A 13,305-nucleotide genomic window follows, 5' to 3' on the forward strand; every position below is an offset into this window, starting at 1 on the left:
AAATAGTTTTTTTAGCCACGAATTCACGAATTATTAAAAAATTAGGCTGAAAAAATTCGTGAATTCGTGGCTATATTTTTTACGCTTTATCGCATAAAAAAAACAGGAATGAAATATACTCATTCCTGTTTAAACATCCTGTTAAGATTCTGACAATTTTCGATTTTAAACCAATAAAAAATATGAAAACTAAGAATTAAGAACCCTTGGATATTGTGGTCATTTTTTGCTTTATGGCAAAAATATGATGCGAATTAAAAACTAACACTGCGGTAAAAATGATACCATATGCCGTAATTTGCAAAGGCGTAATATTTTCTTTGAAAAAAAAGGCCGCCAAACCAAATGCAATCATAGGATTAATGTTTAATAACATTCCAACTGTCGAAGAATTGATTCCTGAGAGTGCATACAAATTGAGAAATAACGGAATTATAGTAAATACAATTGCAATGGTTTCAATGCAGAGATAAAACTTAAATTCCGTTGGAACCGGTCCCCCAAAAACCGGATAAAACGGTAATAATACTAATGCAGCCAAAGTAATATGAAAAGTCAGTACAATAAACTTATCAAAACCTTTATTGGCTCGCTGACTTACTAAATAAGATGCATACGTTAGTCCGATAATGATGCTAAAAACCATATCCATAATGGCAGCGTAAGACAGTAAAACACAGCCTGAAATACTTAATCCCACAGAAATCCACTGCGTTTTGGACAGTTTTTCGTGCAATATAAAATAAGCGAGTATGGTCGTCAGAATAGGACAAACTAAATATGCCAGAGAAGTCGCTTTTACACTAACATGATTCATTACATAAATATACGTAAACCAATTTCCCATCAAAAAGGCACTTCCGCCAATATTAAGCAGAATCGATTTTCTTTTTTCTGATTTTGGCAACGCTTTAAAGATTTCGACGGTCTCTTTTATCTGTTTTCTTTTGAATAACAAAGCAATTAAGAGCATCAGAATACTACAGCTAAAAACGCGAAAAAATAAAATATCTAATGATGGATATTCATGAATTGGTCTTAAAACCAAACTGAAAAGTCCCCATGTCGTAAAGGCAGAAATAGCCGCGATATAATATTTTGTTGTTTTCACTAAAGTTGCTTTTGAAATGTTTTCTTTTTGATGAAGCAAATTTCTAAAAAATAAAACAGCAATACAGATACAGTTTTTGTAAATTGCAGCATAACAGTTTTTATTTTTATAATGAAAAATTCAAATTACTTATATCTTCAATTTGCTGACCTCATCGAAAAACAGATCAAATCTGGACTTCTAAATGTAGGTGACAAATTGCCTTCTATACGAGAGGTTTGTGCTGAAACGGGCTATAGTATGAGCACTGTCAGCAAAGCATATTATGAAGTGGAGAGCCGCTCTTTGATAGAATCAAGACCGCAATCTGGTTATTATGTAAGTAACATTTCGGCCAGAACAATTCCAGAACCATCGGCAAGTAAACCTCTTTTAACTCTTGAAAATATTGAACGCGAAGATTTAGTGGATTTGGTTTATGGCGATATGCGTAAAAAAGATATTACGATGCTTTCGCTTGGTTTCCCGTCCAATGAATTGCTTCCGATTGCGAAACTGAATAAAGGAATGGTTCAAGCCATGCGCCAATTGCCGAACAGCGGAATGAGTTATGAGGAAATTGAAGGAAACAGTAATCTAAGAAAAGAAATTGCACGCTGGTCTTTTACTTGGGGCGGTTCTCTTACTGAAGATGATATTATAACGACTCCAGGCTGTATTTCGGCAATTTCAAATTGTTTGCTGGCACTGACTAAACCAGGAGATACTATTATTACTGAAAGTCCGGTTTACTTTGGCATTCTACAATTGGCCAGATCCTTAGGCTTATATGTAATGGAACTTCCAACTAATATGACAACGGGAATTGAACTCGAAGCGGTCAAGAAGACTCTTGCTTCCAATAAAGTAAAAGCCTGTGTTTTAATGAGCAATTTCAGTAATCCATCAGGAAGTATGATGCCAAATGAACATAAAAAAGAAATTGTCCGTTTAATGGAATTTTATAATGTTCCACTAATTGAAGACGATATTCATGGTGATTTATATTTCGGTTCAAGCCGTCCTACGAATTGCAAAACTTATGATGAAAGCGGTATTGTCTTGTGTTGCAGTTCGGTTTCTAAAAGTCTGGCACCAGGCTATCGTGTGGGCTGGGTTTCTCCGGGGAAGTTTAAAAAAGAAGTTCTGAGAACCAAATTGTACCATACGATCTCCAATTCAACTATTACACACGAAGTGGTTGGTGACTTTCTAAAAAATGGCCGTTATGAAAATCATCTTAGAAAAATTCGTCAGATTCTGAATCGAAACTGTACTAACTACATTAATACTGTTTTAGAGTCTTTTCCAGCAGGAACAAAAGTAAGTCAACCACAAGGCGGATTCTTCTTATGGCTCGAACTGGATAAAAAAATCGATACTGCGGCTTTTTATCATTTAGCGTTAAAACATAATATTAGCATTGCTCCGGGAAGGATCTTTTCATTTCAAGATCAGTTTTCAAATTGTATGCGATTGAGTTTTGGATTGCCTTGGTCTAATGAAGTGAGAACTGCTATTCAGACGTTGGGAAGATTAGCGAAGCACCTTTAGACTCCAAAAACAAACACAATATTGTCATTTCGACGAAGAAGACTCGAGCGATAGCAAACAGGCGAAGCAAATCTCCGTGAGAAGCTCGGCAAAGATTGGAAAATTGTTACGGAATTACTTGTGGAGATTTCTCCTTCGTCGAAATGACAAAACAATGTGTTTAAAAAAGACTAAATACCTTCTAAATTAACATAGCCCGTGGTTTCAACCACGGGAACACATAGTAGGTTTTGCCATTCTTTGCGTTCGAGCGGTTGAAACCGCTGGCTATGTTTAAAACATTTGGTAATTTCTTCCTTCTTCACCTTTCGGCGTTTCTTGTGGAGATTCCTCGTTCCTCGGAATGACAAACTATTATTTGTTAGCGTGATTGCTTCGTTCCTCGCAATGACAAAAAAAAACTGGACAGCGCAACTACACACTGTCCAGCCAACAATTAAAAGAAGACCAAAATTAAATAGTTATAAGACAAAATAAGCGTCTTTTTCGACTTTCTTAGGTTCATCATTTAAATCAAATTCTTTTAGGATATCAAATTCGCTTTGATATTCGTTCAGCATTTGTTTGATATTTTTTTCAATCGTATTTGCAATTGCAGTAACTGGCGTATCTGTTGGTCTGTTTTCGAACGGATCTTGCAAATGAATCGCCATTCTTTCGATCAAAAAGAAAGCGGCACCGATTGCAGTAATCAGCGGAATGGCAAACCAGCTTAATACGCTTGTTAATCCGAAAGGCAATACAAAAATGAATAAACATAAAGTCAATCTAATGTACATACTGTATGTTGTTGGAAAAATCGTGTTTTTAATTCGTTCACATTTTCCCATTTCATCACATAATCTCGACAAAGTGTTATCGATTTCAACCTGCTGATACATATTGATTCTCTTTTCGTTTTTCGCATTTCTCAAATCTCTTGCATGTAGCATTAAAATAGCATTTGGAATATTTTGATGATTCTTGATGTATTTGATTTCTTCTTCACTCATTAATCCTTCAAGCGGTTTTATGGCATCTCTATTTCGAAGCGACTGTCCTAAACTGTAACACCAAGCGATTTGTCTTTTGGCAAAGTTTTCTTTGAATTCACTAGCTTCAACAGAAAAATCAGGGTCTTCATAAAACGTCAAAACCTGACGAATTAAGGTTCTGGAATCGTTTACTACGGCTCCCCAAACAATTCTCGCTTCCCACCATCTATCATAAGCCTGATTTGATTTAAAGGCCAATAATAGAGAAATAATCGTTCCGATCATGGTCGGAATGGCAATCGGGATATCTACAGGAAGATTGATAAAATAGTGATGGAAAATTTCAAACAGTATCGTATAAGCCAATACTAATGCAATTTCTACTTTAATTTTCCCGAGAACGTACTTCATTGGTATTCTTTTCTTTAATAACATATTTTCGGATTTAAATTAATATTTTTAAGGGGCTAAGGTTCTGAGATTCTAAGGTTGAAAATTAAAAAACTTAGTACCTTAGAACCTCAGAATCTGAGGACCTTAGTCTCAAACCATCTCTTCGTACAATGAAAGAACTGGGAGCCCTAGTTTTTCGTTGACATTTTCTTTTTTCGCTTTTTTAAATTTGATTTTTTCGCCTTTTCGGGTTTCTACCAGCATATCGATGTTGTGTTTTGAAATGGCTTCTGATAAAAATGGGGCTACATTTTCGTAGTTATCTTCAAAACTGGCGGTCTGGCTTACAATTTCGAAAGAGAAATTAGCGCTCAAAAATTCCTGAACATCTTTTACGTGGATATTTTTGCTAGAATTTTCTACATACAATGCTTTATGGAAAACCTCTTTATTAACTTCTGTACTGAGATGCAGAATCGGACATTTCTGATTTCCTGCCAATTGCACGAGATATTGATGAATTCTTTTGGTTTCCTGTTTATAAGAATGCGTGAGAATGACCAATTTTACTGAAAAAACTTCTATCAGGCGTTTGAAAATTGGTGCTGAAAGTCCGTATTGATTGTGGACTTTTAATTTAATATTTGAAGTGTGTTCAATAATATAACGGCAAGTTTCCAGAACTTCTTCCTGACTCCTAGTAAGTCCTGACTTCATTTCTCTTAAAAAACCCGATGACGAAAATGTATCAGGAGCTTCTGAAACTAATACTAAAATAATTTCCGACTCAGTATTTTTAGACTGATTTACCGCAGATTTAACAGCCGAAATGGTGTCATCTTTTAAAGTTGTAGGTATAAGAAAATTTTTCATAAGTATATTCTTTTAGTTTATACTTACAAAATAACTCTCAGTAGATTAGACCTTTATTAATCTAAAATTAGAATTTTCTAAAATTAAACATTAGATTTTTTAATGTTGCCTTTTTTGAAGATGATTGTAACGATTGTTCCTTTGTTTTGCTCAGATTGCACTTGAAGTTCGCCATCGTGCATTCTAATAATTTTAGACGCCAAAGGAAGTCCTAAACCATAGCCAATATATTTGGCTGCAATTTTACCTCTAAAGAAAGGCTCGTATAAATGCGGAATATCTTCTGGCGGAATTCCGATCCCGATATCATTGATCGTGATTTTGATCATTTCTTTATTGGCCGTAAGGTTCACAAACACTTCATTGTTATCAGAATATTTTACTCCATTGGTAATAATATTGTTGATTGCCAATTCTAAAAGCGGTTTATTGCACGGCAAAAGCAGTAAATTAGAATCTTCTGGAGCAAAATTAAGTTTAATGCTTACGCGGTTGTCAGGATAAATCTTGTCGAGATCAGATTTTACATCCAATAATAGTTCGTCCATGCGAGCAATGTCCGATACTTGTTTCTGTCCGTCATAACCCGTTTGAGTAAGCTTAAGGAGACTTTCTGTTAGATTTCCTAATCTAGAAGCCTGGCTATAAATATTTTCTAATGAGCCAATATATTCGCTAACTTCTCTTTCTTTGAGAAGCATAATTTCTGCTTCAGCAATGATAGTGGTGATTGGGGTTTTTAACTCATGAGAAGCATTATTGATAAAATTAGCCTGAATCTCAAATGAAGTTTCCAATCGATCCAGCATATTATTAAAAGTATTGGTCAAATCTGATATTTCATCAGAGTTTTTAACTTCAGGAAGACGATTGTGCAGATTAGAAGCACTAATTCTTTTTACTTCTTTGGTAATTCGTGCTACTGGATTGATAACTCGTTTTGCTAAAAATCGTCCTAAAAGAAAAGCTAGAATCACAAATCCGATTCCGCCAAAAAGCATAATTTTAACTATATAAACCGTTGTATCTTTTCCTTTACGGTCTCTCGCGCCAACAATTACAATATATTTTTGATTGTTTTCTTGAAAAATCTGTCCGAGATAATACTTGTTATCTATTTCGTAAGAATCTTTTCCTGTACTTAAAACATTGGTATAAAAAGTATTCGGAAGATTTAGATTTGTATTATAATCAAAACTATTGTGGCTGTTTACTTTTAATACGTATTCCTCTTCTTCAATCAATTCTTCAAGACCATTTTTTTGAAGATTTTTATAATATTTAATTTTCTCAGGATCTTTCTGAAAATGAATTGAAGCTACAATTTTTGCTCTATCATCTAAACGCTTTAAAAAGTGATATCGATTATTTTCCCTGAATAAAAAAAATACGATGATACACAATAGCGAGGTGCTAAAGGTAGAAAGAGCAACGTAATTGAAAGTGATTTTTTTCCTAATGTCCATATTATGGTTTTATTACATATCCCAAACCTTTCATGGTGTGAATCAGTTTCGTTGAAAAAGGTTTATCTATCTTTCTTCTTAAATACGTAATATATACATCAACCACGTTGGTATTCATATCAAAATTAATATCCCAAACATTATCTAGAATTTGGTCACGCGAAACAATACGCCCCGTATTTTTAGCCAAATAATACAAAAGCTTAAATTCTTTAGCAGTCAATACAATATTCTCTCCATCTCTTTTAACCGTTTTTGCACGGCCATTTATTTCTAAATCACCAATTGTGATGGTATCTATTTTTTCTGTTTCCTGCTGAGATCTTCTGTATAAAGCATTTACCCTGGCATCTAGTTCTCCAAATTTAAAAGGCTTAACCAAATAATCATCTGCGCCAGAATTAAGTCCAGTTACAATATTTTCTGAAGTTCCTAGAGCGGTTAAGAGTAAAATAGGCACGAAGTTTTTTGCGGCACGAAGTCTTCTGCAGATTTCAATCCCGTTGATATCAGGAAGCATTACGTCTAAAATTACCACATCGAAAGTATAATTATGAATCATTTCTATGGCTGTTTTACCATCCATAGCCACGCTTACTTCATTATTATTTTCTGCAAAACCTTTTCGTAATATCGATAATAGATTTGGCTCATCTTCGACTATCAGTAATTTCATATTAAGAAGTTTGTATATACAACAAAAATAAGAATACAATTTAAAATAATTTTAAACAACTTTACAAATTATGATTTAATTATGAAGAATAAAAAAAGCAGGCCTTATTGCCTGCTTTTTGATATTTTTTAGCGTTAAAGTTTCTTATTCTTAATTTCTGAAACTAAAAAGTTTCTCCAGCATTCAAATAAAATCCTTTAGAATTGTTACCCCACGAGTAATCAAAAATAAGATTAGTTTTGGACGCTTTGTCAATTAAAAGCCTTAAACCAATTCCAGCTGCCGGCTGAATCGACTTGAATAGTTTAAGATCGTTATCAGAATTACTTGTTGTTACAAAATTGGTAAAAACAGTACCGCTCAGCAATTGATTGCAAGTTATCGGAAATCGGAACTCAGTAGATAAATAAACCAATCCATTTCCTCTAAATAATCCTTGCGTATAACCCTCTCCACTTCTACTACGCTGATCCCAACCAATGGCAGGTAGATTCAAGTACGGCACTTTCCCTTTGGTTACAAATTGTCCGTAGGTCCAAAATGCCAAAATATAATGCGGATTTTTATGAGAAACAGGAACAAAATGACGATACTCAGCAAACAACACATTACTGTATTCCTGATTGTTGAAAAGCACAGGATTAAATCTGTAGTTAATATTGGCAAACCAACCTTTTGATGCATTTACCTGATTATCACGCGAATCGTGAACCAGATTTAAACTTACTCCGTTTAAGAAATATTCAAAATTATTAAATCCGTATTTTTGGCTATAATTATAATGATACGTATACTTCTCGTTTGCAACATCCAACTCTTTGTCATCTATACTCGAATACCAATCAATATTAATACCTCCTCCGATGTAATAATTTTCTTTGACTTCAAAAGAAACTGTCTGATGAAATTTGAAATAGTTATAATCCATATCCTGAGCTAATGAATCTATACTAAAACCGGGAGGACGGTCTCGTCTTGGCGGAATAATATCAGTCCCTAAACCATAATTGGGTTGTGAAAACAGATACAAGCGATAATCGCCACTTAAAAAGATTTTATTGTTCTTAAGCAAAATATTGTTTTTTACATTTACCAGCCACTGATTTTTTAAGGTATACGTGATTCCAATATTAGCAATTGAATATTTGTCTTTTTCTTTTTTTCCTTTAAAAGTATATTGTGCGACCGCACCAAAAAAGAACCCAGTTGCGGGCTGCGAGCCAATTGCAGGAATTACTAAAAAGAAATTGTTTTTTGTGGGCTTAACAACCAGTGCATCGTCATCTTTCTTAAAAAGATCGAATACCGTTTTAGGAGGGCAAATTTTCGGATTTTGAATTTCTTCTTGAGAAAATAAATTAAAAGAAATAAGAAATAATAATCCTAAGATTTTAGACTTGTACTGAACGGCATTATTTTGAAAAAAAAGCACCATTTACAAAGTTTTGTTTTAGAAATAAGATTACTATCTCATTGTAAATATAAGCCTTATTTTCAACATGTTAAACACTAAAACCAAATAATTTTCAAAATATTTTAACAAAAAAAGCCGTCAAAAAATATTTGACGGCTTTTTCATATCGCTATTTAATATTATTTAGTTATAAACTTTGGATGGATTAGATTTTCTAAAGAATAAATTTCATCCCATTTTTCTTGTGTAATCAATTTTCTTTCGAGAACAGCAATTTGATGCACACTTTTACCTGTTTTTAAAGCTTCTCCAGCAATACTAGCACTTTCTTCGTAACCTAAAATCGGATTCAATTGCGTTACAATTCCGATGCTGTTCATCACCATATTGTAGCAGTGATCCACATTTGCTGTGATTCCGTTAATACATTTGTCAATTAAAGTCTGAATCGCATTTGAAAGATAATCCAACGAAGTAAACATCGCAAAAGCAATGACAGGCTCCATTACGTTTAATTGCAATTGCCCTGCTTCTGCCGCCATTGTAACTGTTAAATCTTGGCCAATTACATAAAAACAAGTCTGATTTACCACTTCTGGAATTACAGGATTTACTTTTCCAGGCATAATAGACGAACCTGGCTGACGTGCTGGAAGATTAATTTCATTCAAACCTGTTCTTGGCCCGGAACTCAATAAACGTAAATCGTTACAGATTTTAGAAATTTTAACGGCAGAACGTTTTAAAGTTCCCATAATCTGAACATAAGCTCCCGTATCAACCGTTGCTTCAATTAAATCGGGTGAAAGTGTCAGCGGAATTCCAACCTCATCTGCTAAATATTTCACGCAGATTTCAGGATAACCTTCAGGAGCATTTACTTTTGTTCCAATGGCAGTTGCGCCCATGTTGATTTCTAACAATAAATCTTGAGCATTTTTCAAACGCTGAATATCTTCACCAATAGTAGTCGCATAGGCTTTAAATTCTTGTCCTAAAGTCATCGGAACCGCATCTTGCAATTGCGTTCTTCCCATTTTTAAGACATCTTTAAATTCTTCTCCTTTTTTAGCAAAAGCTACTTCTAAACCTGCAAAAGTTTTAATAAAACTTTCCATTTTCAAATACAAAGCAATTCTAAAAGCGGACGGATAAGCATCATTTGTAGATTGAGAACAGTTTACATGATTATTTGGATGCAGAAAATTATATTCTCCTTTTTTATGGCCAAGATATTCTAAACCGATATTCGCAATTACTTCATTGGCATTCATATTTACAGAAGTTCCTGCTCCACCCTGAATTAAATCGCTCACGAATTCCTGATCAAATTTACCTGCAATTACCTGATCGCTTCCGTAACAAATCGCTTCAGCAATTTTAGGATCAAGCGCTCCACAATCTTTATTTGCCATGGCAGCAGCTTTTTTTACATATCCTAAAGCCTTAATAAATAAAGGCTCTTTTGAAATTGGAATTCCAGTAATATTGAAATTCTCTACCGCTCTAAAAGTCTGGATTCCGTAGTATAAATGATTGGGAATTTCTAATTCTCCCAGAAAATCATGTTCTTTTCTTGTTGATTCCATATAATAAAATTGATATGTTTTGACTTAAAAAATAAGTGTAAAGCTACAGTATTTTATGCATAAAAATATGAATAGAATCAAAATCATTTCTGATTTGTTCAGATTATTTTATGGCAAATTAGTACCTTTTCGGCCTCAAATAATTATTAAAAAGAGTTGAAAAAAGAAAGCGAATATTTTCTTGATAAAGAATACAATGCGATTGTTTACGCCAAAGATGATTTGAATTTTAAAGACTTTGAATCTTGCGTTTTTAACAATTGTAACTTCTCTGCCTGCACTTTTCTTGCCGTTACTTTTATCGATTGCGTTTTTAATGATTGTATTTTCAGCGAAGCCAAAATTAATTACGTTGCTTTGAGAACGGTTACTTTCAATCGATGTGAAATTAAAGAAGTGAATTTTGCCATGTGCGACAAACTCATTTTTGAAGTTCGTTTTAATGATTGTATTCTTGACTTTTCGAAGTTTTATACTTTAAAATTAAAAGGAACTCCGTTTACTAATTGCAGTTTAATAGCTGTGGATTTTATGGCAGCCGATTTAACCAGCGTGATTTTTGATAACTGCGATTTATACCGTTCCGAATTTAGCAAAGCCATCGCCAATAAAGCCGATTTTAAAACGAGTTATAATTATACTATTGATCCGTCTAAAACTAAACTGAAGAAAGCTATTTTTTCTTTGAGTGAAGTAAAAGGGTTATTGTTTACACATGATGTGATTGTGAGTTAATCAAACAAAAAACGTATAGTTTGTCATCCTAAGGAACGAAGGATCACACTTAGAATTCGACAAATATTGGCGATATACTTTACGGAAATATTAGTGTGATCCTTCGTTCCTTAGGATGACAAAAAAGCTGTTTTAGATTTTCTTCCCCATCACATAATCCTCCATCAAATACCCATTTCCAATTTCTATATCAACCGTTTCTTTTATTTCAAAACCTAGTTTTTTATAGAAATTCAGTGCCGTATTAAAACGGTTTACGTTTAATAAAAGTTCGTTTGAATTATTTTCTAAAGCCATTTTTGCAATTTCTTCAAATACTATTTTACCAAAACCTTTTCCTTGAGTTTCTGGCAAAAGATAGATTTTATGGATTTTGGTTATCGCTTCGTTTTTATAATTGTGTTCAATTCCGATAAAACCAATTATAGAATCAGCATCGGAAATCATATAAAACAGTTGCTCTTTATTTTGAATTTGTTTTGATAAAGCTTCGTCAGAATAAATGAGATCTAGCATATAATCTAATTGTTCCTTCGTTAGAATTTCGCCATACGTAATTGGCCAAGTTATATGCGCGATTTCTTGAATTTTAGCAATATCTTCAATAGATGCTTCTGTAATTTTAATCATATTTATTTAGTAAAAACTTGATTTTCTTGTTCGCTTACGCGGATGAAAGTCGTTCTTTTTGTTAATTCTTTTAATCTAGAAGCCCCCACATACGTACAAGTGCTTCTTATTCCGCCTAAAATATCTAAAACCGTATAAATTACTTCCCCTTTAAACGGAACTTGAACTGTTTTTCCTTCACTTGCTCTGTATTCTGCAACACCTCCAGCGTGTTTGTCCATTGCAGTTTTCGAACTCATTCCGTAAAACTGTTTGAATTTTTCGCCATTTACTTCGATTAGTTCTCCACCACTTTCGGTATGTCCTGCCAGCATTCCGCCTAACATTACAAAATCGGCTCCGGCTCCAAAAGCTTTGGCTACGTCTCCTGGAGTTGTACATCCTCCATCGCTTATAATATGTCCGCCTAAACCGTGAGCGGCATCAGCGCATTCTATAATTGCAGACAATTGCGGATAACCAACACCCGTTTTTACGCGAGTTGTACAGACTGAACCTGGTCCAATTCCGACTTTTACAATATCAGCGCCGGCCAATAAAAGTTCTTCAGTCATTTCTCCTGTAACGACGTTTCCTGCAATAATGATTTTATCAGGATACTGTTTTCTGGTTTTCTTTAAAAACTGAACAAAATGTTCCGAATAACCATTGGCAACATCAATACAGATAAATTTCAGTAAAGGATTTGCAGAGATTATTTTTTCAATCTTTTCAAAATCTTCTTTTCCAGTCCCCGTACTTACCGCAATATAATCGTAGAAATCTGGAGCTGCATTTTTTAAGAAATTATTCCATTCCTCTAAAGTGTAATGTTTATGAATGGCCGTAAATAGCTTCTCTTTAGCCAAAACCTTTGCCATTTCAAAAGTTCCCACGGTATCCATATTGGCTGCCATAATAGGAATTCCTATCCAACTAGCAGTACTATGCAAAAATTTGAAATTTTGTTCTAAGGAAACTTCGGATCTGCTTTTGAGCGTTGATCTTTTAGGTCTAAACATTACATCTTTAAATCCTAATTTCAGGTCCATTTCTATTCTCATATTTCGAGATTTTGGTTACTCTCAAATGTAAGAATTTCTGATTTTAGATTTCAGATATTAGATTAACAAAAAGTTGAACTTTTGAACAATTGTCCATTAGTTTGCTTTCGCGAAAGCGCTGATTAAAGCTCTTTTAATTTGATGTACTTTGCGCGGGGTTCGACTTCGCTCAGCCTGACAAAGATATAAACTGAAAACTGTGACTGAGACTGAACACTAAAAAAAGCTATCCGTGAATCGTTTCGTTTTTCCCGTAATTGGTAATGATAGATTCTTCAAAAGCTAACCATTCTCTCCAACGTTTTTCAACATCAATTCCAACTCCATATTTACGAGCATAAGTAATGAAAGTTGTGTAATGTCCTGCTTCACTTTCCATTAATTCTCTATAGAAAACAGCCAATTCTTCATCTTGAATATTTTCTGAAAGCACTTTAAAACGTTCACAGCTTCTGGCTTCGATCATAGCAGAGAAAAGAAGTCTTTCTACAAGACCAGAAACGCGGCTTCCGTCTCCGCTTCTTTTCATATATTGATATAGTTCGTTTACATATTCGTCTTTACGCTCACGACCTAATTTTAGTCCTCTTTTGATAATTATATTATGAACTTGTTCAAAATGATCTACCTCTTCTTTTACTAAAGCCAATAAATCTTGAACTAAATCCTGATGCTCTGGATTGTTTGTAATAATCGTAATGGCATTGGTTGCTGCTTTTTGCTCGCACCAAGCGTGGTCGGTTAGAATTTCTTCTATATTCTTCTCAACAATATTTACCCATCTTGGGTCGGTTGGCAATTGTAGTCTTAATACGCCCATTTCTTTAATTTGTTTCAGGTTTATTTTGTTTGCTTCGCCAATTCGGCT

The 13,305-nt window shown here is 34.0% G+C and carries 12 protein-coding genes; 2 read left to right on the forward strand and 10 right to left on the reverse strand.

The window, feature by feature from the left end; genetic code table 11:
- Positions 1-196 precede the first annotated feature (196 nt).
- Positions 197-1,111 (reverse strand): EamA family transporter, encoded by a 915-nt coding sequence (locus BB050_RS20875; protein WP_066035252.1) that lies wholly within the window; start codon positions 1,109-1,111, stop codon positions 197-199.
- Positions 1,112-1,222: 111 nt separating this feature from the next.
- On the opposite strand from BB050_RS20875, the gene BB050_RS20880 reads away from it, so the two are divergent.
- Positions 1,223-2,644 carry an aminotransferase-like domain-containing protein gene (locus tag BB050_RS20880; RefSeq protein ID WP_066034977.1) on the forward strand — a complete coding sequence of 474 codons (1,422 nt, stop codon included), beginning with the start codon at positions 1,223-1,225 and terminating at the stop codon, positions 2,642-2,644.
- Positions 2,645-3,105: 461 nt separating this feature from the next.
- On the opposite strand, the gene BB050_RS20885 is transcribed toward BB050_RS20880, so the two are convergent.
- The 6 genes from BB050_RS20885 to aspA form a co-directional block, all read right to left on the reverse strand.
- Positions 3,106-4,053, reverse strand: coding sequence for a bestrophin family protein (locus BB050_RS20885; RefSeq protein WP_008463161.1), 948 nt, complete (start codon positions 4,051-4,053; stop codon positions 3,106-3,108).
- 108 nt (positions 4,054-4,161) lie between these two features.
- Positions 4,162-4,884: a hypothetical protein gene (locus BB050_RS20890; protein WP_066034978.1), complete on the reverse strand. Its 723-nt coding sequence runs from the start codon at positions 4,882-4,884 to the stop codon at positions 4,162-4,164.
- Positions 4,885-4,967: 83 nt separating this feature from the next.
- Complete coding sequence (locus tag BB050_RS20895) at positions 4,968-6,350, reverse strand: HAMP domain-containing sensor histidine kinase (protein ID WP_008463158.1); 1,383 nt, start codon at positions 6,348-6,350, stop codon at positions 4,968-4,970.
- A gap of 1 nt (position 6,351) precedes the next feature.
- Positions 6,352-7,026 carry a response regulator transcription factor gene (locus BB050_RS20900; protein WP_066034979.1) on the reverse strand — a complete coding sequence of 225 codons (675 nt, stop codon included), beginning with the start codon at positions 7,024-7,026 and terminating at the stop codon, positions 6,352-6,354.
- Positions 7,027-7,189: 163 nt separating this feature from the next.
- Positions 7,190-8,461, reverse strand: coding sequence for a BamA/TamA family outer membrane protein (locus tag BB050_RS20905; protein ID WP_066034980.1), 1,272 nt, complete (start codon positions 8,459-8,461; stop codon positions 7,190-7,192).
- Between the two features lie 158 nt (positions 8,462-8,619).
- Positions 8,620-10,029 carry an aspartate ammonia-lyase gene (gene aspA / locus BB050_RS20910; protein ID WP_066034981.1) on the reverse strand — a complete coding sequence of 470 codons (1,410 nt, stop codon included), beginning with the start codon at positions 10,027-10,029 and terminating at the stop codon, positions 8,620-8,622.
- A gap of 156 nt (positions 10,030-10,185) precedes the next feature.
- Between aspA and BB050_RS20915 the strand changes: the two genes are divergently transcribed.
- Positions 10,186-10,764 carry a pentapeptide repeat-containing protein gene (locus BB050_RS20915; RefSeq protein ID WP_066034982.1) on the forward strand — a complete coding sequence of 193 codons (579 nt, stop codon included), beginning with the start codon at positions 10,186-10,188 and terminating at the stop codon, positions 10,762-10,764.
- Between the two features lie 132 nt (positions 10,765-10,896).
- On the opposite strand, the gene BB050_RS20920 is transcribed toward BB050_RS20915, so the two are convergent.
- The 3 genes from BB050_RS20920 to BB050_RS20930 form a co-directional block, all read right to left on the reverse strand.
- Positions 10,897-11,394: a GNAT family N-acetyltransferase gene (locus BB050_RS20920; RefSeq protein WP_083219889.1), complete on the reverse strand. Its 498-nt coding sequence runs from the start codon at positions 11,392-11,394 to the stop codon at positions 10,897-10,899.
- Positions 11,395-11,396: 2 nt separating this feature from the next.
- The gene (locus BB050_RS20925; RefSeq protein WP_066034983.1) at positions 11,397-12,437 is read right to left on the reverse strand and encodes a GMP reductase; all 1,041 of its coding nucleotides are present in this window, start codon (positions 12,435-12,437) and stop codon (positions 11,397-11,399) included.
- 226 nt (positions 12,438-12,663) lie between these two features.
- Positions 12,664-13,257 carry a MiaE family protein gene (locus tag BB050_RS20930; protein ID WP_008463152.1) on the reverse strand — a complete coding sequence of 198 codons (594 nt, stop codon included), beginning with the start codon at positions 13,255-13,257 and terminating at the stop codon, positions 12,664-12,666.
- Positions 13,258-13,305: the final 48 nt, after the last annotated feature.

The sequence above is a fragment of the Flavobacterium anhuiense genome, from assembly GCF_001705175.1.
Taxonomy (GTDB): domain Bacteria; phylum Bacteroidota; class Bacteroidia; order Flavobacteriales; family Flavobacteriaceae; genus Flavobacterium; species Flavobacterium anhuiense.

What these genes read in the sequence shown, in the direction of transcription:
- BB050_RS20895 (WP_008463158.1), bottom strand. Translation starts at nt 6,350, where the DNA reads ATGGACATTAGGAAAAAAATCACTTTCAATTACGTTGCTCTTTCTACC.
- BB050_RS20905 (WP_066034980.1), bottom strand. Translation starts at nt 8,461, where the DNA reads ATGGTGCTTTTTTTTCAAAATAATGCCGTTCAGTACAAGTCTAAAATC.
- BB050_RS20885 (WP_008463161.1), bottom strand. Translation starts at nt 4,053, where the DNA reads ATGTTATTAAAGAAAAGAATACCAATGAAGTACGTTCTCGGGAAAATT.
- BB050_RS20920 (WP_083219889.1), bottom strand. Translation starts at nt 11,394, where the DNA reads ATGATTAAAATTACAGAAGCATCTATTGAAGATATTGCTAAAATTCAA.
- BB050_RS20880 (WP_066034977.1), top strand. Translation starts at nt 1,223, where the DNA reads ATGAAAAATTCAAATTACTTATATCTTCAATTTGCTGACCTCATCGAA.
- aspA (WP_066034981.1), bottom strand. Translation starts at nt 10,029, where the DNA reads ATGGAATCAACAAGAAAAGAACATGATTTTCTGGGAGAATTAGAAATT.
- BB050_RS20925 (WP_066034983.1), bottom strand. Translation starts at nt 12,437, where the DNA reads ATGAGAATAGAAATGGACCTGAAATTAGGATTTAAAGATGTAATGTTT.
- BB050_RS20900 (WP_066034979.1), bottom strand. Translation starts at nt 7,026, where the DNA reads ATGAAATTACTGATAGTCGAAGATGAGCCAAATCTATTATCGATATTA.
- BB050_RS20930 (WP_008463152.1), bottom strand. Translation starts at nt 13,257, where the DNA reads ATGGGCGTATTAAGACTACAATTGCCAACCGACCCAAGATGGGTAAAT.
- BB050_RS20890 (WP_066034978.1), bottom strand. Translation starts at nt 4,884, where the DNA reads ATGAAAAATTTTCTTATACCTACAACTTTAAAAGATGACACCATTTCG.